This is a genomic window from Butyricicoccus faecihominis, assembly GCF_024462775.1.
In the GTDB taxonomy this organism is placed as follows: Bacteria; Bacillota; Clostridia; order Oscillospirales; family Butyricicoccaceae; genus Agathobaculum; species Agathobaculum faecihominis_A.
In genome coordinates, this window is the sequence record NZ_JANGCE010000002.1 from 149,509 (window position 1) to 168,953 (window position 19,445).

The window sequence follows — 19,445 nt, forward strand, 5'->3', positions numbered from 1 at the left end:
AGGCTTGTCAGTCGTGCGGGCGCTGATAAAAATTGCCCGCGACTTGATCGGTTTTCAAAATATTGATGAACGCATGCGGATCGATCTCGCGCACTTGTTTGGTGATGCGTTTAACCTGATCGCCCGAAATGACCGAATAGATCATATCCCGCTCGGTACCGTTATACAGGCCGGTGCCGCGAAACAGCGTCGCGCCGTGGTGCGTGGTATCCTTGATGTTTTCGTATACCTGCGCGGCCCTGTCCGAAATGATGAACAGCGTGGTGCGCTTATAGCGCGGGTTGATCATATGGACCACCTGCGTGGAGGCGAATTGGAAGATGATCGAATACAGCGCCTTATCCCAGCCGAAGAGCACGCCGGCAATGCCAAGCATCACCGCGTTGCCGACTAAAATATAATTCCAAGCATCAATATTCAGGCGTTCCGAAAGCGCCACCGCGATGAAATCCGTGCCGCCGCTCGTCGCCCGGCCCAGCAGACACAGGCTGATCGCAAACCCGTTGATCAAGCCGCCGAAAATACAGACGAGCAGCACGTCGTTGGTCAGCGGCATGGAAGGGATCAGGTCGGTCAACACGCTGGTCAGCACGATCATCAGGCAGGAATAAATGGTGAAGCGCTTGCCGATTAGCCGGAAGCTGATAACCGCGGGCACCGCGTTGAGCAAAAAATTGATCAGCGTAAACGAAAGGGTAATGCCCGCGAACTGCTGTGCGCTGCGCTGGATCAGCAGCGTCAGGCCGTTAAATCCGCCTGGGAATAGGCCGCCCGCTTCCACAAAGCTTTTGATGTTCATCGCCATGAGCACGCTGGCCAAGATCACAAGCGCCAGACGCTTTGCCATTTCCCGCCCGGCATGCGCCTGCGCCGCACGTTTTTCCGCCGGTTTATCCGTTTGTCCCATTGCCGCCGCACCTCGCTTCTTTTTCATAAGGCTACCGATGCTTTTATTATAGCACGTTTAAACCAAATTTTTAAGATAGCGCGCGCGTTTTTTTGTTCAATCTGTTTGCAGCATTTGTTCTATTTCACCCTGCCGCAGCAGCTCGGAAGCGCGGGCGATAAATGCGGCGTTTGTCGGATGGCCCTTTTTCCAAGTCGATACCGGGCCAAAATACTCTTCCAGCAGTTCCCGATTGCCTTTTTCCACGATCTTTTCTATGGCGTTGCGAATGACGCGTTCCACGTTTTCCGGCTTATTATCAAACTTCGCGGCCAGTTCGGGATAGATCTGCTTGGTGATGTTGCTTGCCGCGCCTTCATGCATCAAATCATAAAGGATCGCTCTATTGATATAAAGGTAGCCCTTGGTTCCCTGCGGAATGCCAAGCACATGCATCATTTTGACCACGCTTTTCTGCCAAAGCAATTCTTGATCCCGTTCCTGCTGCTGGCCCTTGCTGTCCCGCAGCACTTCCAGCCGCGTTAAAATGGTTTGCGTTAGCAAGGGCTTTTGTAAAACGGCGGCTACTTTCAAATAGTGGCAGTCAAGGCTGAATTGCGGGCTGACGAAAAACGTCAGCAGTACAACGTCGATCGGCAGCCGTTCTTTCTTCAGGAGCGCCGCGATTGTCACGCCGTCCAGCTGCGCCAGCATCGCGTCGAGAACGACAACATCCGGCCGCTTTTCCAATGCGATGCGCAGCGCTTCCGCGCCATCCTTCACCGATGCGATAAGATCAATCCAGCCGCACTGCTCCATTGCCGCCGCCACGATTCTCCGAAATTCGTCATCACGCTCCGCGAGCAGCACACGGATGATCCTCTTAGGCTCTTCCATTGTTCCCGCCACCTTCAAATATGAATTTTTTTCCTGTCTATAAATTACCATATTTCATAAAAATCTTCAAGGCATCCGACTACTTTCGACGAAAAACATGTTGACATCTACCGACATGCGCCGACATATAGAAACAAAACCGCACCAACTGTTATCTTTTGAGCGCCCATACAGGTTATACCATAAGCGTATGTCAAGATATCATCGTACATGACAAAAAATTTTATTTCCGTCCTTTGCCGCACAGATGCATTTACGGCCAGCGGGAAATATGATAAAATAGAGAAAATATGTTAGTTCACGCGCTACCCGAACAGCGCTTCGCCGGGAGGGCAAGAGAATGGTACGACGCTTATTACGAAAGATCGGCGCAGGCGCGCTCGCGTTGCTGCTGACGCTGACCGGCTGCGGCACGGCAAACGAGGTACATAATTACGCGGAACAGCCCGCGCCCACAAAGCAGCTCACGTTCTTCGGCAACAAATACGAACCGGAAAACGTAAAGATAATAGAAGAGATTCTGACCGACTTTATGTTGGAGCACAAGGATGTGCAAATTTCCTACGAAAGCCTAAAGGGCGCGGATTACTATACGGCGCTGGAAAAACGGATGGCCGCAGACAGTGCGGATGATATTTTCATGGTCAACCACGATACCGCGCTCGCCTTTACTATGGGTGGAAAGCTGGCGGACCTGTCCGGTCTGGATGCGATCTCCGAATTTTCCGAACACATGCTGAGCCAGATGACCGAGCCGGACGGCAGTATCTACTGGGTGCCGACCACGATCTCCGCGTTCGGCCTTTACTGCAACCTTGATCTGTTGAAGGAGCATAAACAGAAGGTGCCCGCCACCCTTGCGGAATGGCAGGCCGTCTGCGACCATTTTGTATCGCAGGGCATGACCCCCATTGTGGCGAATAACGATATTTCGCTGAAAACCTTGGCCATCGCCCTTGGTTTTTATCCGCTTTACCGGGATAACCAGCAGCAGAATACTTTTGCCCGCATCAACGCCGGCGAGGCGCTGCTGAGCGATTACCTGAAGCCCGGCTTCGCGCTGGCCGAGGCTTTTTGCCAAAAGGGCTACATCGATGCGGCGGCCGCGCTTGAAACGAAAAAGACCTCCGACGACCTTGCCGCGTTTGCCGAAGGGGACGCGCCCTTTATGCTGACCGGCGCATGGGCGGCGGGCCGGTTCAAGGCGCTGGAACCGGACTTTGATTTTCAGGTGATCCCCTACCCCGTGCTGGAGGACGGCTCGGTTTTGGTGATCAACCCCGATACCCGGCTCAGCGTCAGCGCGGACAGTACTGAGCCGCAAGCGGCTCTTGACTTTGTTTCTTACTTTTTGCAACAGGAAAATATTCAAAAATTCGCGGATAATCAGGCTTCTTTCAGCCCGCTACAGGCAGGTTCTGCCACCTCTCTGCCCGAGTTGCAGCCCGTGGTCGACAGCTTCCGGACAAGCCCCACCGTGATCGGATCGGACAGTCTGCTCGACTTCCCCATTTGGGACCTTACGGCCGACGCCTGCGCGCTGCTGCTTGCCGGAAACAGTCTAGAACAAACGATGGATTGGCTCGACGAACAGGTATTGGTGGCGCTGCATGAATAAAAAGAAATTTGCGTTTGTTTTAGCTTCCGCTATGCTGGCGGCCGTGCTTTGCGCCGCTACCTATCTATTTATCAGCGACGTGCGCGCGCAGCTTTGGGATAACTCCATCAGCACCATTATGGAGAGCACCCGGCAGGGGGCGAATGCTTTGCGCATTCAGCTGCAAAAGGATTACGACATCCTGCGGCCTTTATCCAAACGCTTTGGCTCTGTCTCCGTCTCCCAGCTCGCATCTTATGACACGATCGATAGCGGCACCTCGCTCTATCTGGCGGACGGCACCCGCGTTTCCGCTTCGGCCGAACCCGACCTTTTTGTCGTTAACGCATTGGGCGACGCATCCGGCGACGAAGGCATGATTGATCCCCATATCTCCAGCGTTACCGGCAAAAACGTCTTTGATGTCTACCTCAGAACGCAGCTTGCCGATGGGACGGATTGTTTCATCGTCAAAGAATACGGGGTGGATGAAACTGCGGCGCAGTTTTCCCTTTCGTTCTATGACAACACCGGTTTTTCTTATTTGGTTAACCAAAGCGGCACGGTGCTGATCCGCTCCGCTCATGTCAACAGCAACAAGACGATCCAAAACCTTTTCGACATGCTGTCGCAGGAGCAAAACGATCCCCCCGTCGTCGATCAGTTCCGGCAGGCGCTGATCAGCGCGCAGACCGGCTGGGCGCGCTTCTCCTACAAGGATGCAAACACGATTTTCTGCTACACGCCGCTGATGGAGGAAAACGATTGGTACCTTGTTTCCATCATCCCGGAACAAGTCATTCAGGCGCAGACCAATAATATCCTATTCAAGGCCATGCTGCTCTTGGCATTGGTGCTGCTGAGCATGACGCTGCTGCTGGCGGTCTATCTGTACAACAGCGGCAAAACGCACCGCACGCTGGAAAATCAGGCGGCCTTTATCACCCATCTTTACAATTCCGTGCCGGAAGGCATTGCCCTGATCAGCTTGGAAGAGCCCTTCCGCTTTATTCAGGTCAACCGGGAAGGCCGCCGCCTGCTGGGCTATCCGGAGGACACGCCAAACGATTTTTCGCAGACGGGGCCGATCGAGGCGATGCTGCATCCCGATGATAAAGAGCAGATCAAACAAAAGCTGCGCGAAGCCGCGGCGGGCGGCGGCAAGCAGAGCATCGTCAATCAGATCGTTAAGCTGGACGGCAGCTATTTTTGGACATCCGGCATCGTGGAGCGTATCGTGGATATGAACGGTACCGCCATTCTCATCGCCACCTTCCACGATATTACCAGAGAAAAGCTCGCCGAAGAAGAAGAGGAACGCGAAAAGCTGATCGAGCGCCGCTCGCTCATCAGCGCGATTTCAAACGCCTATCCCCTTATTTTGAGCCTGAACCTGACGCGCGACGAACTGAATGTGCTTTACGCCGCGCCCACCATGCGGATGCCGCTGCTCCCCGAACGCACCTGCACCGGTATCTTCGGCGCGTTTGAAGCGTCCATCCACCCGGATTTCCGGCAGGAGTACCGGTCGCGCCTATCCCCGAAGCATTTGCTCGAATGCCTCAGCAGCGCAAAAAGCGAGGTGTATTGGGAGGCGCGCGGTCTGTTCACAGACGGTATGTACCATTGGCTTTCGCTGCAGATCCTTCACGTGGACAATCCCTTTTCCGAGGACTGCACCGCCATTCTGCTCATCCGCTGTATCGACGAGCAAAAACACGATGAGGAGCAAAACCGGCAGGCGCTGCAAACCGCGCTGGACGCCGCCAATGCGGCCAGTCAGGCCAAGGGGCAGTTCCTTTCCAACATGAGCCACGATATCCGCACGCCGCTCAACGCCATCATGGGCATGACGACCATTGCCGAGGCGCATCTGGACGAGCGCGACCGGATCGAGGACTGCCTGCACAAGATCGAGCTTTCCAGCGCGCATCTACTCAGCCTGATCAACGACGTGCTGGACATGTCCAAAATCGAAAGCGGTAAGCTGTCGCTCCGAGAAGAGCCGGTACACTTGACCGCGCTGTTCTCCAATGTGGTCGAGCTGGTCCGTCCGCAAGCGAGGGACGGTTCGCTCACCATGGAAGCCAACCTGATCCACATGCGCGACGAGCAGGTCATCGGCGACCCGCTCCGCATACGGCAGGTGATGATCAATATCATCAGCAATGCCATCAAGTACACGCTGCCCGGCGGCGAAGTGCGGTTGATGCTTTCGCAGGTTGCGCCTTATCAGGATGGGTACGGCAATTACCAGTTTGAATGCACGGATACCGGCATCGGCATGGACGAGGATTTCCTCCAAAAGCTGTTTCTGCCCTTTGAACGCAGCCGGGATTCCACCACTAGCAAGATCGCCGGCACCGGTCTGGGCATGGCGATCACCAAGAACATTCTTGATATGATGGGCGGCAGCATCTATGTGACGAGCAAGCCGGGCAAGGGCTCCGCTTTCACGGTCACGCTGCATTTGAAGTTGCAGGAACACGGCGCCAAGCCGACGGAAGCGCCGCCGCGCCTGTTGGAGGACCGCCCGCTTCTTCCGCCGCTGCAAGAGGAAGCCGCGTTCAGCGGCAAACGACTGCTGCTGGTAGAGGATAACGAGCTGAATCTGGAAATCGCGCAGGAGCTGATCGGGATGACCGGCGTGCATATCGAAACGGCCTGCAACGGCTTGGAAGCGGTACGAAAAATAGAACAGAACCCGCCCGGATATTACGCGTTGGTCTTTATGGACGTGCAGATGCCGGTCATGGACGGTTACGAGGCCACGCGGCAGTTGCGGCAGTTGGCCCGGCCCGACGTCAAAGCGCTGCCGATCATCGCCATGACCGCCAACGCTTTTGCGGAAGACATGGAAGCGGCGAGCCGCGCGGGTATGAACGGCCACATCTCCAAACCGATCGATCTAAACGCGGTACACGAGACCCTCCGCAAATGGCTGACCGACGACTAGAGAAGCCCAAAACATAAGAGCACCGCTGTTTACAAAGCGGTGCTCTTTCTTGTTATAATTGCGTTGGGAGTTACCGGCTCAGGTCCACCAGCTCGTCCAGCAGGAGCGGGATCTTCGTTTCCATTTCCTCGTCCGGGAATTGGCAGGTGCCGACTTGCCGGTGACCGCCGCCGCCGTATTTTAGCATCAGCTTACCGACGTCCACTTGGCTGGTGCGGTTCATAATGCTGTAACCCACGGCGCACGAGCACCCCCTGCCGCCCTTGCCGCTGACAATCCACACCGAAATGTTCTGCTCCGGGTATAGGCTGTAAATCATAAACCGGTTGCCGGAATAGATGGGATCGACCCCGCGCAGATCGGATATGATCACCGGGCCGCGCACCACGGTATGGGCGCGCACCATTTCAATAAACTTTTCCGTCTGCTCCCAATAGAGGTCGCGCCGCTCCTTCACATCCGGGTTGGCCATGATCTCCTCAATGGGCTTGGTGTGGCACCAGTCGATCAGTTCCTCCATCAGTTGATAGTTGCTGATGCGGAAGTTATGAAAACGGCCCAGCCCTGTGCGGGGGTCCATGATAAAGCCGAGCTGTATCCAGTCGTTCGGGTGCAGGACCTCTTCACGCGTCAGATTAGCGGAGTCCACTTTATCCACCGCGTCGAGCAGAGCTTTGCAGTCCGGGAAGCGTTCGGCGCCGCCGTAATAATCATAAATGATATGAGCGCAGCTCGGACAGCTGCGGCTTTCCCCCTTGTATTTTCCCTTATAGGCGTTCCGTTCCTGCTCGCTCGAATGGTGATCGAACCACAGGCCGCAGCCCTCTACAAAAGGCACGTTTGCCAGACAGTCGTCCGGGCCGACTTCCACCAAGCCGTCCTGCAAATCCTTGGGATGTACAAATTTCCAATGGTCGATAATACCGGCTTCCTTAAGGAACACCGCGCAGGCCAAACCGTCAAAATCTGAACGTGTCAGCAGTCTCATATGCACCCAGCTTTCTTCATTTCAATCGTATCGCACGGATGAAACATCCGGTTACAATTAGTATACCATTTCCATTTCACAACCGCAATGCGTAATCGACAGATTCAGCGACTTATCCGCGGAAGCCCGCAATCGGAACAGCAGACATTTTGAAATGCCTGCTGTTCCGATTGTAAAAACGGCGTTTAGCGAGAACCAGATTCCTTTTTGCCCCCAAAGCAATTACCGATCAGAACGCCGATGACCGTCGCGGCAACGGCGGGAAGGATGCCGCCGTTAAACATGGCGTTCAGCTCCGGAACGCCTTGGAAGATGATCGCGACCACGATACCCGCCACGATACCGCACATTGCGCCCGACGGCTTCAGTTTGGAGGAATAGGCCTTCGATTTTCGATCCATCAGCACCAGTCCAATAACGAACAGCGGTACCAAAACACCGCCGCAAACCGTATAGCCAAAGTTGGCAAGCTCATAAATAGAGGGGAAATACATGGCCACGGCAATGGCGATTACACCGCTGACAACCGTTGCGGTACGGCTGAGCCGAAGGGTCTTTTCGGTCGTAAATTTCTTTTCAGGGTCCATGATATCCGCCACCACATTGGCCGCAGAGCAGTTCAAATGCGTATCCGCGGAGCTGAGCGTTGCCGCCAATACGGACAGCCCGAGCAAAACGGTAACGATTGGCGGCATGTTGTTCGTGACCAGCCAAACCAGCGCCTGATCGCCCACTCCTTGATTCATCGAAAATGCCAACAGTCCCATCAGAATCGCGGCCAGCGGTAGGATGGTGCCAACGGTAAAAGCAAAAATGTATGCTTTGCGGCAGGTGGACGCATCCTTTGCCGCAAACGCGCGGTTCCAGTAAATTGGGTTTGCCAAAGTGCCGAGGAAGCCGGTCATGAACGCTGTCACGATCTGAAGCGGGGACATGGTGTGCATATTCCACATGTTCGGGTCGATCGCCATCACATTCGCTTTCAGCGCGCCAATATCAAAGTTCATCAGCTTTAGGCTGAGGAAGATGACTGTGACGCAGGAAATGATGGCAATGATGCCGTGAAGCGCGTCCGTTACCAAAACGGATTCAATGCCGCCCATCATCGTATAGAAGATGAATACGATACCGCAGACAACCGCAACCACGCGGTAATCGATGCCGATGATGTTCTGCACCACATAGGAAATGCCCATGATCTGCGCGCCTGCCCAAAACACATTTGGGAAAAGGTTTGCCACACCTGCCAGCCGCCGGATCGTCTTGTTTCCGCCGCAGATATAGTCCCCAATAAAATGCGCCATGGAATAATATTTAAAGCGAGCTAAAAACGGACCGATCAGCAGCGCCATGACGATACCCGCGACAATACCTTCGCCGAAAAGCTGCCAATAGGCTGAAATACCATACATCGCGCCGCGGCCGCATTGTCCCATAAACAGTCCCGCGCCCAAAAGGCTCGAAAAAGCGGTCATCGTCATAAAAAACATACCGGTCTTTTTGCCTGCGATAAAATAATCGTCCGCATTATTGACCGCGCTTTTTTTCCGAATGCCGGTGATGATACAGAAACCGAGATCTGCAAGAAGAACCAAGATCGCAAGAACCCTGTACATAATAGACATTTTATAGCTCCTTTCACCCTGCCCTATTATTTTTATAGTTTTAATTAGGTCTATTCCATCAAAGGCATCTTCCTTTCCCGTATCCCTGTTGTTGTAACAAGCCCTTGCTTCATATCATGCAAAAAGCGTGCCAGCTCAGCAAGTATACGGAAGGCGTAATGCCCAATCTTTTTATATAGTATTTATATAAAATGCATAGTGTCTTGTCGTCTCTACTTAGCAGGCAGAAACGATAACTGACAAAACATACAGTTAACGGAAAGCAAAAGCATGGGGCGCAATTTATAATTGCACCCCATGCAGCAAACCGCCATTTTAAATTGCATCCGCACAAATCCGGATTAAAACCGCCTGCATCAAGGGATCATTCCCAGCTTTTTGATATAATGCTGCAGATTTTGCCTCGTTAGACCGACAGCCTTCGCCGTGCGGGAAATATTGTTTCCATTTTGCTCCAACGCCTGCCGTATGCAGCGCCGCGCCGCTTCCTGCATAGCCTGCCGCACATTTTGCGGCTCCCGATGAGCTGGGACGGGCGCATACCGTTGTGCGCCGACCGCTTCTAAAATATGTTCCGGTATATATTCAGGCAGGATGATCTCCAGATCGTGCGGCAAGATATTGAGCGCGTATTCTATTGCGTGCTGTAGCTCGCGCACATTGCCCGGCCAATCATAGGCATAGAAAATCTGCAGCGTTTGCTCATCCAAGCCGGATGCATTCTTACGGATCTTTTCGTTACCCGCCATGATAAAGTTTTTTGCCAGCAGCGGAATATCGTCCTTTCGTTCGCGCAGCGGCGGTATGGTGATATTTACCACGCCCAGCCGGTAATACAGATCCTTGCGCAGCTGCTTTTCTTCGATCGCCTGCATGGGCGGGATATTGGTATTGGAGATGATGCGCACATCCACATGGGTGCTGTTCAGCCCGCCCACGCGGCGCACCATGCCATCCTGTAAGACGCGCAGCAGCTTGGATTGCAGCGTAATATCCATAGAGTTAATCTCGTCAAGCAGGAGCGTGCCCATATTCGCCTGCTCAAGCAAGCCTTCCCGCTGGAGCGCGCCGGTGTACGCGCCCTTTTCCGTGCCAAACAGCATGGATTCCAGCAGAGTGCCCGGAATCGCGGCGCAGTTAATGGCGATGAACGGCCGGTCGCGGCGGCGGCTCGCATTGTGGATACTCTGCGCGAAAAGCTCCTTTCCCGTACCGGTCTCACCGTATATCATGACCGGTGAATCCGATTCGGCGATCAGCTGGCATCTTTCTATGGTTTTCCGCATCGCCGCGCCCGTATAGCTGATATCGCTGAAGTGATATGAGGCAGACAGGCTCGGCCCTGTCTGCGCTTTTGGGCTGTTGTGCGCCACTGTCAACAATCGTTGCAGCTCCGAGACGCGCTTGGAAAGGTTGTCCAGAGCGGACAGGTCCTCCTGCATACACATGGCGGCGACCAAGCGGCCCTTTTCCATGATCGGATAGCTGTTGGAGACAAGATGCAGCTTCTTTCCCAAATGGGTGACGAAGTTTTGGCGCAGATTCAAGATCGGGCGTTTTTCTTCCAGCACCAATGGAATCGCAAGCACGCTGTCCTTTTGCGCCGTAAACAGCTCCTCCCCATGCTTTCCAAGGATGTTCTCCGATAAATGAGATTCCAGTTTTTCCGCCGCGCCGTTCAGCATGAGCATACGACATTCGCTGTCGTACACCGTAATTGCTTCGGGAACATGGTCCAGTATGCTCAGCAGGATATCGTGACGCACCTCCTGCGTTGCATCGCGGAATACCAGCAGCCGGGTGCCGGGAGGCAGATCGGCCAGTTCCGGCGAAGGACAGGCTTTTAAATATACATTAAAGGCCGGATTTCCGATGCAGTCCGCTCCCTCGTCTTTTAGCAAAAACGGCGCGGCCTGATCGAGCACCATGCCTTTCATTTTCCCTTCGCCGTGCAGCAAACGGTCGCCCGTCTCGTTGATATCCAGAATCGCGTTGTCCTGCGCGGTCAGGATCGCGCCAAGGCCGCAGTGAGAAAACGCATCCATCACATTCCGGTACGTCATCATCCCATCCCTCCATGCACAACCGCCAATAATATTGGCGGTTCATTAAAGCGCTGCAACAATCAGTGGCATCTATTGATCTTATCTTATGACAGGACGGTTTTTTTGTCAATGGACCGAACGATATCCATCCATCAATTATGCGAGTAGTATAAAAGTAGCAGCTTAATTTGGTGACTTTGTCTATTGGCATCTTATAAAACAAGAAAATTGCAAGGATTCTCCTCGCTTTCTCGTGTTTGGCACGCGACTTGCTGCTATATGGGCAACAAGCCTATTTAAGCAAACCAATGAGAGGAGCGATTAATGATGAGTGTAACCAAAAGCTATATGGAGCGTATCAACCGCCTGAAGCAGCGCGTGCTGGATACCGAGCCCGAAGTGGATATGGAGAACGCAATTATTGTGACGCGGGCTTTTCAGGAAACCGAGGGCCAGCCGCATTATTTACAAAAGGCTTATTCCGTTTACAAAACACTGCTGGAAAAGAGCATCCCCATTTGGGATGACGAGCTGATCGTCGGCAACTCAGGCAGCAAACAACGCGGCGGTCTGGTCTGTCCGGATGATTGCTGGGCGTTTCTGGACCGCGAGATCGACACGATCAATACGCGCCGGTACGATCCCTTTCATTTAAAGGAAGAGGACAAAAAGCTGTTTCTTGAGATTGTCAAGCCGTACTGGAAGGGCCGCTCCATCAATGATAAGTGGAACGCACAGATCCCTGACGACGTGGCCGCGCTCCGCGACTGCGGCGTGCTGTACATCGACCGTAAGTGCGTGCGCGGTTGGGGCGAATTGACCGTCGATTATGCGATGATCCTCAACGAGGGCGTGACCGGCATTGAAAAGCGCATTCACGACGCGATGAGCAAATTAGATATTACCGCGCCGGGCGACTATAAAAAGATTACCTATCTGCGAGCTCTGCTATACATCACGGAGGGTCTGCGCCAGCTGGGCAAGCGTTACTCCGCCAAGGCGGCGGCAATGGCCAAGGCCGAGGCCGATCCGAGACGTAAGCAGGAATTGCTGCAAATCGCCAAGGTTTGCGACCATGTTCCAGAGCATCCGGCGCGCACCTTTCATGAAGCGATCCAATCGATGTTCTTCCTGCACACCTGCGTCTACATGGAGCACGAATCCGCGAGCTACAACCCGGGCTGCTTTGACCAGTACATGTATCCGTTCTACAAGGCGGATATCGAGGCCGGCCGCATCACAGAGGAGCAAGCGCAGGAACTGCTTGACTGCCTGTGGGTCAAATTCTCCGAACCGTGCCTTTTTCAAGACGCTACGACCGCGCGCTATTCCGCGGGCTACCCGCTGTTCCAAAATCTCTGCGTCGGCGGCGTAGACGAAAACGGTATGGATGCGGTTAACGACCTGTCCTATCTGGTGCTGCAAGCGACGATGGATGTACGGATGTTCCAGCCGTCGCTTTCCGTCAAATACAATTTGGCGCACAACCCCGACCGGTTCCTGCGCAAGGTGGTGGAGCTGATCCAGCTTGGCACCGGCTTTCCGGCCTTCCACTCGGACGAGGCCGGTATCCTGATGATGCTGAACAAGGGCGTTCCTTTGCCGGAGGCATACGGTTGGAATCCGTGCGGCTGCGTGGAGACCAGCCTTGCCGGCAAGCAGCGCTGCTACACCTCTTACGCGGACTATAACCTTGGCGCCATCGTCGAATTTGCACTGAACGATGGCAAAAGCCGCAAGTATGACCGCTATGTAGCGGCGCGCACCGGCGACCCGCGCACTTTCCAAACCTACGAGCAGTTTCTGGAGGCGATCAAAACCCAGATCCGCTATGTGCTCAAACGCATGGTCGCCGGCAATCAAGTCACCACCGAGATCGTCCGCGATATGGAATGCCCCGTCGCTTCCCTGACCTTTAAAGAATGCACCGAAAATGCTTCCGACTATGCGTGGGGCGGCCCCAAGTACAGTATGGGCGATGGTCTGGACGCCATCGGCGTTGCCGATCTAATCAACAGCATTTTATCCGTCAAGGAACTGGTATACGAGCAAAAGGCCGTGACCATGGACGAGCTGTGCAAAGCCTTGGATGCGGATTTCGATGGGTATGAGGCTATCCAACAGCTATGCCGTAACACGACTAAGTACGGCAACGACGACGAGGTCGCCAATGCGCTGGCGCGTGATATATTCAACTTTATCGCCGACTATATCGAGAGTTTCCGACATATCTACGGGCGCTATACCGCAGGCATCTTGCCGGTATCCGGCAATACCCCGTTTGGCATGGAGGTCGGCGCGCTGCCGACCGGACGCCATGCATGGATGCCGTTGGCCGACGGGCTCAGCCCGGAGCAAGGCACGGATACGAACGGTATGAGCGCGGTAATCAAAAGCGTTGCAAATATTCCGCACGGCCGCTTCAGTCAGGGCACGCTGCTCAATCAGAAGCTTGACCCGATTTTCGCGCGCGGTGAAAACTCGGTCCAATCGCTGATGTCCTTCCTTAAGAGCATGTGCGCGATGGGTGTGTTCCATGTACAGTTCAACGTCGTGGACGAAGAAGAATTGCGTGACGCGCAGGCGCACCCGGAAGATCATAGCGGCCTGCTGATCCGTGTTGCAGGCTATACCGCGTATTTTACCGAGCTCGGGCCGGAAACGCAGGGCGATATTATCTCCCGTACCTCGCAAACTTCCATTTGACCAGTGCCGTGTGGCAGAAGAGCAAAGCCCCCCACACGGCCGATGCGGATATCAGGAGGGGACGGTATGGTTCAGGGAACCGTTTTACGTATTGAAAAAATATCTCCCAATGACGGTCAGGGACTGCGTACCGTCGTTTTCTTCAAGGGATGCCCGCTCCGCTGTGCTTGGTGTTCTACGCCGGAATCCCAATGCGCCAAGCGGGAGCTTTATTATCAACCAAACAAATGCTTGCATTGTGCGCGTTGTATCAAGGCTTGCCCCCAAGGCGCGTTATCGGTTGCGGCCAACCGGCGCGGCGTTGTCCGCGACAAGGGGAAATGCGTTCACTGCTACCACTGTGTAACAGTATGTCCCTCTCACGCGACCGGGCTTTACGGAGAAACGATGACGGTGGAGCAGGTCATGGCGGAGATTCGCAAGGAATCGCTTTTTTATTTCTTTTCCGGCGGCGGCGTTACGCTCAGCGGCGGCGACGTTCTGCTGCAAGCGGATTTCGCGCGCGCGATCCTGATGGCCTGTAAAGAGGATGCGATCCATACCATGGCCGAACTTGATATGTTCGGGGCGTACGACAATGTGCGTCAGATCGTCCCGTATTTAGATGGCTACTATGTGGACATTAAGCTGATGGATACCGAACAGCATCGCCGCTGGACCGATCAGGGAAATGAGAGCATTTTGGAAAATATCCGCCGCGCTGCGGCGGACTTCCCTCAAACGCCGCTGCGGGTGCGCGTACCGCTGATTCCCGGTGTAAATGATTCCGAAGAAAACTTGGCGGCGACCGTGTCGTTCTGCCGAGAACTCCCCTCATGCGCCGCATTGGAGTTTCTCCCCTATCACCGGCTGGGCGCCGCCGCCTACGGCTATCTGGGCCGAGACTATGCCATGGAGGACCGCCCCAGCATGACGGCGGAACAGGCACGCGCGCGCATCCGCTTTCTATCCGCGGCAGATCTCCCGTTTTCCATCCATGTGGCCGGGTAGTACAGCCGCAAAGCAATCGCATCGATTGGAAAGCGAAAGGCCGCTGACTTGGGTCGGCGGCCTCACAGACTGTCAAAAAACAAGTTTTGACAGTCTGTCGATCGAAACAAAGCCCCATTTCGATCGAGTATTCCGGCTTCTGCGCGCGCCTTACAGGCACACTTGAAGTCGGTTTGTATAAAAACCGAGATACATGCTCCCGGTTTTTATGAATTTTGCCGCTCCCGGCAAAATTCTATTTTATGCGCGCTGCGGCGCGAGGGGTTCTTTGACAAGCTGAAAGGCCGCCGACTTGGGTCGGCGGCCTCAGACTGTAGAGTCGATATTAAGAACTTTTTTCATTGTAAAAAATTTTTCTCTATGCTATACTGTTATTAATTAACAACGAATATTAGCAAAGGAGGAAAGTTTATGTCAAAACATCTACCCCTTAGTGTCCGCGTCGCGATCGACAGGGACAATCCCAGCATTCGCCGTCAGGAAGAAAAGTGCATTAAATGCGGCATGTGCAAGGAGGTATGCACCCGCGATATCGGCGTGCATGACAGCTATACGTTAGAGGAGACCGGCGATCATGCGATCTGCATCAACTGCGGCCAGTGCGCCAACGTCTGTCCGCCGGCAAGCATCACCGAGGTATATGAGTATCCCGCGGTCCAAGCCGCGATCGACGACCCTGAAAAAATAGTAATCTTTTCAACGTCGCCTTCTGTTCGCGTGGCGCTTGGCGAGGAATTCGGCGGCGCGGTGGGAAGCTTTGTACAAGGCAAAATGGTGGCGCTTCTGCGTGCGCTGGGCGCGGATTACGTGTTGGATACGAATTTCGCGGCCGATCTGACCATTATGGAAGAAGCATCGGAGCTGATCGAACGCATCACCAAGAAAAACAAGCCGCTGCCACAGTATACGAGCTGCTGTCCGGCGTGGGTCAAGTTTGCAGAAACCTATTACCCGGATATACTTGCCCATATTTCTTCGGCAAAAAGCCCGATCGGCATGCAAGGACCCACGATCAAGACCTATTTTGCAAAAAAGATGGGTATCGCACCTGAAAAGATCGTCAATGTAGCGGTCACGCCCTGCACGGCAAAAAAGTTTGAAATTCGCAGAAGCGAAATGAACGCCGCCGGCAAGCAACTCGGCCAGCCCGAAATGCGGGACATGGATCATGTGATCACCACGCGTGAATTAGCGCTTTGGGCCAAGCAGGCCGGCATTCGCTTCGACGCGCTTGCCGAAAGCGAATACGATAAGCTGATGGGACAGGCTTCCGGCGCGGGTGTCATTTTCGGCAATACGGGCGGCGTGATGGAAGCCGCCCTGCGGACCGCGTACGAATTCATTACCAAGGAAAAGGCCCCGAAACAGCTCTATCAGCTCGAAGCGGTGCGCGGCTGCGACGGCATACGCGAAGCCAGTATCGATATCGCCGGGATCGAGGTCCATGTCGCCGTTGTTTACGGCACTGCCAACGCCCGCAAAATGATAGAGCTCGTCAAAAGCGGGGCCAAGCAGTATCATTTTATCGAGGTCATGACTTGTCCGGGCGGCTGTATCGGCGGCGGCGGTCAGCCCCGCGATCTGGAAGCGGACGCAGACGCCGTGCGCAACGCGCGCATCGGCAGCCTTTATAGCCAAGATGAGAAAATGACGCTGCGGCTCAGCCATGAAAACCCGGAGATCCAACAGCTGTATGCCGATTTCTACGGCAAGCCCTTGAGCGATACGGCGGAAAAGATGCTGCATACAGCCTATCAGGACAGAAGCAACGATTTACATCAAGGAGGAATGAAGCAAATGGCAAAATGGAAATGCAAGGTATGCGGTTATGTATACGAAGGGGACGAGCTGCCCGCGGATTTCAAATGTCCGATTTGCAAGCAGCCCGCTTCCGCGTTTGAAAAGCAGGAAGAACAGCCCGCCGCTGCCGGCGCCTCCCCCTATACCGGCACCAAAACAGAGCAAAATTTGATGGAGGCCTTTGCCGGCGAAAGTCAGGCGCGCAACAAGTATACTTATTTTGCACAAGTCGCGCAAAACGAAGGCTATGACCAAATGGCCGAGCTATTCCTGAAAACCGCCAGAAACGAGCAGGAGCACGCCCGCATCTGGTTTCAGGAGTTGGGCCACCTCGGCGACACGGCATCCAATCTGCTCGCCGCCGCAGAAGGTGAGAATTACGAATGGACTGATATGTACGACCGCATGGCAAAGGACGCGGACGAAGAAGGTTTCCACGATCTGGAAGAGCGTTTTCGCAAGGTCGGTGCGATCGAAAAGCGCCACGAGGAGCGCTACCGCAAACTGCTTGAGAATATCCAGATGCGGCAGGTGTTTGAAAAAAGCGGTCAGGCCATGTGGGAGTGCCGCATTTGCGGCCACATCGTAGTGGGCACGAAAGCGCCCGAAGTATGCCCGGTTTGCAAATACTCGCAGAGCTATTTTGAAGTACATATGGACAATTTCTAAGCGATTAAACTTCGTATTATATAGAAGCACCGCTCCGCCGGCTGAAAGCCGGCGGAGCGGTGCTTTTTTGATGCAATCAGATTATCCGTTTCCGTTGTCTACCGTGACCCATACATTGTTATGCGCGTTCGATTCCAAGCAGGCGTCTACAAATGCTATCCCCTTCACGCCATCCTCAACGGTTGGATAGCGGAAAGAGCCCGGGTCGCCGCCGGTCTTGCGGGCGATCAGGTTGACGCAGAACCCACGGTACAAATTGCCGAACGCCTCATAAAACCCCTCAATATGGCCGGACGGCAAACGGCACAGCTCTCTGGCCGCCGGATATAAATAATCGCGATTGGTCGTATAGATTTGCGGCGGTTGGTTGATCCGGGTCACGCGCAGCTCCCACGGCTTGAGATGACTCCATTCGACCGAACCCTTTTCGCAAAAAATGCGTACGGTCAGCTCGGTCTCATGGCCTATGGCAATCTGCGAGGTCCAGATCATACCCGGCACGCCGCCGTCAAAATCGACCATGACCTGCGCGTTGGTCTCCAACGGGATATTTGCCGGAATGCTGTCGAACCGGGCAATGACACGGCGCGGATGCAGGCCGGTCATTTTCGCGATCAGGCACTCAACGTGCGTGCCGATATCCGCGCAGCAGCCGGACGCGCCCGAGCGCGCCGGTTCCTGCCGCCAAGTCGCCTGTTCCGAACTACCGGACACCAACGATACCGCCAGCCATTCCTGCGGATATTCACCCTGTATGCAGGTGATCTTGCCGAGTTCTCCCGCATCGATCATTTCGCGCGCTTGCCGGATCATCGCATAGCCGGTATATGTATAGGTCACGCCAAAAAGTAAACTCTTTTCCTTGGCGAGCGCGGCCAATTCGCGGCCCTGCGCGGCATTCAGCGCGAGCGGCTTATCGCACATGACGTGGATGCCGCGCTCCAGAAAGCACTTAGCGATCGGGTAGTGCGTGTCGTTCGGGGTAGTGATGGACACAAAATCAATCCCGTCTGCGCGCGCGGCCTCCCGCTCGGCCATTTCCGCATAGCTTGCGTACACGCGTTCCGGCTTGTCAATGTTCCACCGCTGCGCAAACGCGCGGTTTTTCTCAATATTGCGCGAAAAGCAGCCCGCTTTGAGGATGGCGAGGTCGTCCATCAGCGCCGCATGCCGGTGCACATCGCCGATGAAGCCGCCGCCCCCGCCCACCATACCAAATGTTAACTTGTTCATTTCGCATCACCTTCTTTAAAAATTTACATGGTAAAAATCCGGACAATCGACCGATCGGATCGGGACAATCCCGCCTGTCAGGCGGGACTGGCGGCAGGCGCTCGCCACCAAGCTTGCGATATAGCCGTCCCACGCGGAGGGGCCGGTAATGTTTTCCGCTTGTACCGAGGCGATCCATTCGCGAAGCTCAGTGATATACGCCTCATCAAAACGCTCCTGCCAAGTGGGAACGATCTGAAAGGCGCTTTGTCCGTCGCAGCGAACGACCGTGTGGGCCGGATCGGGCAGACTGGCCGTTCCCAGATCCCCCACCACTTCGCAGCGGATGTCGTACCCATAGTGGCAGTACCAGAACAATTCCAACTCCACGCGAACGCCCTGCTTGGTTTCCAAATACACGAGCTGCGGATCGATCAAGTCGTCCCCGCAAAAGCGCGAAGAACGCGGAGCGACCAGTTGCGCGGAAACGTAGGTATCTTCGCCGCCGATCAAATAGCGGGTAATATCAAATTCATGCACAAGCGCATTGGTCGCAGACATATCGCTCGTGATTGTTGCGCCGCCCGCCGGAGCTAGGTTGCGGTGCTGCGCCCGTACCACCAGCGGCCTGCCGATGGTTCCCTTTTCAATGACCGCGCGCAGTTCCCGGTAAGCCTGATCGTAGCGGCGCATGAAGCCGACTTGCAGCAGCCGCTTGCCCGCCTTTTGCTCCGCCTCCATGATGCGCAGGCAGCCTTCGGGCGTATCCGACAGCGGTTTTTCGCAGAAAACATATTTTCCGGCTTCGATGGCGGCGATCGAAAATTCCTCATGCGTCGGGTCCCAAGACGCGATCATCACCGCGTCCACATCGTCCGCGCGGATCAGCTGCCGCGGCTCCGCGATAAAGCGCGCGCCGCAGTCTGCTGCGACCTGCTTTGCGATAGCCTCGTTCGCATCATTGACCGCCGTGACCCTTGCCCCCGGAATGACCGACCGTATGTTCCCGATATGGTGCCGACCCATACCGCCGGTCCCTATAACTCCAATGCGTAACATGTTTCCCACTCCTTT

At 54.7% G+C, this 19,445-nt stretch carries 12 protein-coding genes; 5 read left to right on the plus strand and 7 right to left on the minus strand.

Features of this window, described 5'->3' with window-relative positions:
- Positions 1–7: 7 nt before the first annotated feature.
- Together NE562_RS02300 and NE562_RS02305 are read right to left on the minus strand one after the other, a co-directional pair.
- The gene (locus tag NE562_RS02300) at positions 8–934 is read right to left on the minus strand and encodes a YitT family protein (protein WP_280960777.1); all 927 of its coding nucleotides are present in this window, start codon (positions 932–934) and stop codon (positions 8–10) included.
- Positions 935–1,003: 69 nt separating this feature from the next.
- A complete protein-coding gene (locus NE562_RS02305; RefSeq protein WP_280960778.1) occupies positions 1,004–1,783 on the minus strand; it encodes a sporulation initiation factor Spo0A C-terminal domain-containing protein in 780 nt (259 codons plus the stop codon).
- 340 nt (positions 1,784–2,123) lie between these two features.
- Here NE562_RS02305 and NE562_RS02310 point away from each other — a divergent pair, with 340 nt between their 5' ends.
- Both NE562_RS02310 and NE562_RS02315 read left to right on the plus strand, forming a co-directional pair.
- Entirely contained in the window at positions 2,124–3,401 is a 1,278-nt protein-coding gene (locus tag NE562_RS02310; RefSeq protein ID WP_280960779.1) for an ABC transporter substrate-binding protein, read from the plus strand.
- Positions 3,394–6,336: an ATP-binding protein gene (locus tag NE562_RS02315; RefSeq protein ID WP_280960780.1), complete on the plus strand. Its 2,943-nt coding sequence runs from the start codon at positions 3,394–3,396 to the stop codon at positions 6,334–6,336. The genes NE562_RS02310 and NE562_RS02315 overlap by 8 nt, the downstream gene beginning before the upstream one ends.
- A gap of 70 nt (positions 6,337–6,406) precedes the next feature.
- On the opposite strand, the gene NE562_RS02320 is transcribed toward NE562_RS02315, so the two are convergent.
- The 3 genes from NE562_RS02320 to NE562_RS02330 form a co-directional block, all read right to left on the minus strand.
- Positions 6,407–7,324 carry an exopolyphosphatase gene (locus NE562_RS02320; RefSeq protein WP_280960781.1) on the minus strand — a complete coding sequence of 306 codons (918 nt, stop codon included), beginning with the start codon at positions 7,322–7,324 and terminating at the stop codon, positions 6,407–6,409.
- Positions 7,325–7,509: 185 nt separating this feature from the next.
- Complete coding sequence (locus tag NE562_RS02325) at positions 7,510–8,949, minus strand: sodium:solute symporter family protein (protein ID WP_280960782.1); 1,440 nt, start codon at positions 8,947–8,949, stop codon at positions 7,510–7,512.
- Positions 8,950–9,305: 356 nt separating this feature from the next.
- Positions 9,306–11,015, minus strand: a complete 1,710-nt coding sequence (locus NE562_RS02330; protein ID WP_280960783.1) for a sigma-54 interaction domain-containing protein — start codon at positions 11,013–11,015, stop codon at positions 9,306–9,308.
- A gap of 303 nt (positions 11,016–11,318) precedes the next feature.
- Here NE562_RS02330 and NE562_RS02335 point away from each other — a divergent pair, with 303 nt between their 5' ends.
- The 3 genes from NE562_RS02335 to rbr all read left to right on the plus strand — a co-directional run bounded on the left by NE562_RS02335 (position 11,319) and on the right by rbr (position 17,159).
- The gene (locus NE562_RS02335) at positions 11,319–13,700 is read left to right on the plus strand and encodes a glycyl radical protein (protein ID WP_280960784.1); all 2,382 of its coding nucleotides are present in this window, start codon (positions 11,319–11,321) and stop codon (positions 13,698–13,700) included.
- A gap of 66 nt (positions 13,701–13,766) precedes the next feature.
- Complete coding sequence (locus NE562_RS02340; RefSeq protein ID WP_280960785.1) at positions 13,767–14,690, plus strand: glycyl-radical enzyme activating protein; 924 nt, start codon at positions 13,767–13,769, stop codon at positions 14,688–14,690.
- Positions 14,691–15,101: 411 nt separating this feature from the next.
- Positions 15,102–17,159: a rubrerythrin gene (gene rbr / locus NE562_RS02345; RefSeq protein ID WP_280960786.1), complete on the plus strand. Its 2,058-nt coding sequence runs from the start codon at positions 15,102–15,104 to the stop codon at positions 17,157–17,159.
- Between the two features lie 81 nt (positions 17,160–17,240).
- On the opposite strand, the gene NE562_RS02350 is transcribed toward rbr, so the two are convergent.
- Both NE562_RS02350 and NE562_RS02355 read right to left on the minus strand, forming a co-directional pair.
- The gene (locus tag NE562_RS02350) at positions 17,241–18,392 is read right to left on the minus strand and encodes a Gfo/Idh/MocA family protein (protein WP_280960787.1); all 1,152 of its coding nucleotides are present in this window, start codon (positions 18,390–18,392) and stop codon (positions 17,241–17,243) included.
- Positions 18,393–18,407: 15 nt separating this feature from the next.
- Positions 18,408–19,430 carry a Gfo/Idh/MocA family protein gene (locus NE562_RS02355; protein ID WP_280960788.1) on the minus strand — a complete coding sequence of 341 codons (1,023 nt, stop codon included), beginning with the start codon at positions 19,428–19,430 and terminating at the stop codon, positions 18,408–18,410.
- Positions 19,431–19,445 lie beyond the last annotated feature (15 nt).

Excerpts from the sequence above, each read along its gene's own strand:
- NE562_RS02300 (WP_280960777.1), bottom strand. The coding sequence starts at position 934 with ATGAAAAAGAAGCGAGGTGCGGCGGCAATGGGACAAACGGATAAACCG.
- NE562_RS02305 (WP_280960778.1), bottom strand. The coding sequence starts at position 1,783 with ATGGAAGAGCCTAAGAGGATCATCCGTGTGCTGCTCGCGGAGCGTGAT.
- NE562_RS02310 (WP_280960779.1), top strand. The coding sequence starts at position 2,124 with ATGGTACGACGCTTATTACGAAAGATCGGCGCAGGCGCGCTCGCGTTG.
- NE562_RS02315 (WP_280960780.1), top strand. The coding sequence starts at position 3,394 with ATGAATAAAAAGAAATTTGCGTTTGTTTTAGCTTCCGCTATGCTGGCG.
- NE562_RS02320 (WP_280960781.1), bottom strand. The coding sequence starts at position 7,324 with ATGAGACTGCTGACACGTTCAGATTTTGACGGTTTGGCCTGCGCGGTG.
- NE562_RS02325 (WP_280960782.1), bottom strand. The coding sequence starts at position 8,949 with ATGTCTATTATGTACAGGGTTCTTGCGATCTTGGTTCTTCTTGCAGAT.
- NE562_RS02330 (WP_280960783.1), bottom strand. The coding sequence starts at position 11,015 with ATGATGACGTACCGGAATGTGATGGATGCGTTTTCTCACTGCGGCCTT.
- NE562_RS02335 (WP_280960784.1), top strand. The coding sequence starts at position 11,319 with ATGATGAGTGTAACCAAAAGCTATATGGAGCGTATCAACCGCCTGAAG.
- NE562_RS02340 (WP_280960785.1), top strand. The coding sequence starts at position 13,767 with ATGGTTCAGGGAACCGTTTTACGTATTGAAAAAATATCTCCCAATGAC.
- rbr (WP_280960786.1), top strand. The coding sequence starts at position 15,102 with ATGTCAAAACATCTACCCCTTAGTGTCCGCGTCGCGATCGACAGGGAC.
- NE562_RS02350 (WP_280960787.1), bottom strand. The coding sequence starts at position 18,392 with ATGAACAAGTTAACATTTGGTATGGTGGGCGGGGGCGGCGGCTTCATC.
- NE562_RS02355 (WP_280960788.1), bottom strand. The coding sequence starts at position 19,430 with ATGTTACGCATTGGAGTTATAGGGACCGGCGGTATGGGTCGGCACCAT.